Source organism: Moorena sp. SIO2C4 (assembly GCF_010672485.1).
Taxonomy (GTDB): domain Bacteria; phylum Cyanobacteriota; class Cyanobacteriia; order Cyanobacteriales; family Coleofasciculaceae; genus Moorena; species Moorena producens.
Genome location: NZ_JAAHGN010001268.1, coordinates 1 through 1,937, shown reverse-complemented (window position 1 = coordinate 1,937; position 1,937 = coordinate 1). Strand labels below are relative to the sequence as shown.

The 1,937-nt window shown below is 44.0% G+C and carries 1 protein-coding gene; it reads left to right on the top strand.

Features of this window, described 5'->3' with window-relative positions; all coding sequences use genetic code 11:
• The first annotated feature begins 782 nt into the window (after positions 1-782).
• Positions 783-1,838 carry a dual-specificity RNA methyltransferase RlmN gene (gene rlmN / locus F6K20_RS36475; RefSeq protein WP_287253741.1) on the top strand — a complete coding sequence of 352 codons (1,056 nt, stop codon included), beginning with the start codon at positions 783-785 and terminating at the stop codon, positions 1,836-1,838.
• The last annotated feature ends 99 nt before the right edge of the window (positions 1,839-1,937 follow it).

Below are 1,937 nucleotides of genomic sequence, written 5' to 3'. Positions count from 1 at the left end.
TTGGAATTACAGCACTATGACTAACCAGCTGGGGCAAGTCTCTTCCCTGAGCTCCGCTAGTACTTTTATACCTTTTGGCCTAAAACTGATAGGATATTAGACTGTTTGCAAGGTAGCCTTTTAGTCGGTCAGGCGGGTCAGCGACCAACTTTATTATAACACGAATCATCACAAGTTGTCGTCTCGCTATCCATCCCCAACCTGAACGTTCGCGTAGCCTGGCCAAAGGCCAGGTTGGGGAATTCCGCGAATCTTGTTAAAATTTTACTAGTGCATCACTACCATCGGATTCCACCTGAAAACTTAGTTGCACTTTGTACCGGGTCTCACTTAGCCTATCATCAGGGGGTTTTTCCAGGGCCAACCCATCTAATTTTTTTGGACAAATGACCAAAATTATGTACTGAGAATTTAACAGGAGGATCGCTGTCTAAATAAGTAGCGATCGCCAACTCGCTTATTAGTCATAATAATTCTACAAACTTAATAATAATTAATAAGTTGAGAAGCTCAAACAAACATTTAATTATGTCAAAATGAGGGTAAGTACGTCAGTTGTGAGTGCTGAAGGGTCAGTAAGACCAAAAATTTTGATGACTTTTTTTATTTGATTAGTTTTGTTATTATTATTTGCCCGTGGGAGTCTAACGTAACGAGAATTCCTGTTAGAATTATTTGCTCTGATTATATCCTTATATCCTATTTCCCCTAAAGCCCTTATGTGCCCAGATGTTTCTATCCCTCAACCAGACCTCAGTAGCAATGGTTCAAACTCCCAAACCATGACTAATGTCAGTGGGTCGGTCTCACCACTGGTAAACTCAATTCCGCCATTGTTAGGAGCTTCTTTAACAGAGTTAACCAGCTGGATACAACAACAGGGGCAACCGGCTTATCGAGGGCGTCAGTTACATGGATGGATTTATGAAAAAGGAGTGCGATCGCTTTCTGAAATTTCCGTCTTTCCTAAACAGTGGCGTAACACCGTAGCCGATGTCCCCATTGGTCGCTCAAGGTTACACTACCGCTTAGAAGCAAAGGATGGTACGGTAAAATACCTGCTCCAGTTATCAGATGGTCAAATTATTGAAACTGTCGGTATTCCCACACCAAAGCGTCTGACCGTTTGTGTGTCTTCTCAGGTCGGTTGTCCCATGGCTTGTGACTTCTGTGCTACTGGTAAAGGCGGATTCACTCGCAATCTGGCTCGCCATGAAATTGTCGATCAGGTTTTAACAGTGAGGGAAGATTTTCAGGAACGAGTCAGCAATGTCGTGTTTATGGGTATGGGAGAACCCTTGCTGAATACCGAAGCTGTGGTCGGTGCAGTGAAGTCTCTTAATCAGGACCTGGGGATTGGAGCGCGATCGCTTACTATTTCAACAGTTGGTATTCCCGGTCGTATCCGCCAACTCGCTCAGCATCAACTACAAGTTACCCTTGCCGTCAGTCTACACGCCTCAAATCAGCAGCTACGGGAGCAACTGATTCCTAGTGCCAAGCACTATCCTCTCAAAGCACTATTAGATGAATGTCGAGACTATGTAAACTTAACCAGTCGCCGAGTGACGTTTGAATACATCCTTTTGGGTGGACTGAATGACTGTCGAGAACATGCTGTTGAGTTGGCTAAGAACCTGAGGGGGTTTCAGAGTCATGTCAATTTGATTCCCTACAACCCCATTAGTGAAGTAGATTACCAGCGTCCTAATTACCGCAGGATTCAAGGCTTTGTTGAAGCTCTTAAGCAGCAACACATTGCTGTCAGTGTACGCCATTCCCGTGGTCTTGACAAAGACGCCGCTTGTGGACAACTTAGAGCATCTAGAAGTAGTTAGAAGTAATGTTTTAAGGTCATGTTTTAAGGTCATGTTTTAAACGTTGGTTAGATAGGATGGAGGCGAACAAAATATAAGCGATGCAGCGCGGTCATGGGA

Excerpts from the sequence above, each read along its gene's own strand:
- rlmN (WP_287253741.1), top strand. The coding sequence starts at position 783 with ATGACTAATGTCAGTGGGTCGGTCTCACCACTGGTAAACTCAATTCCG.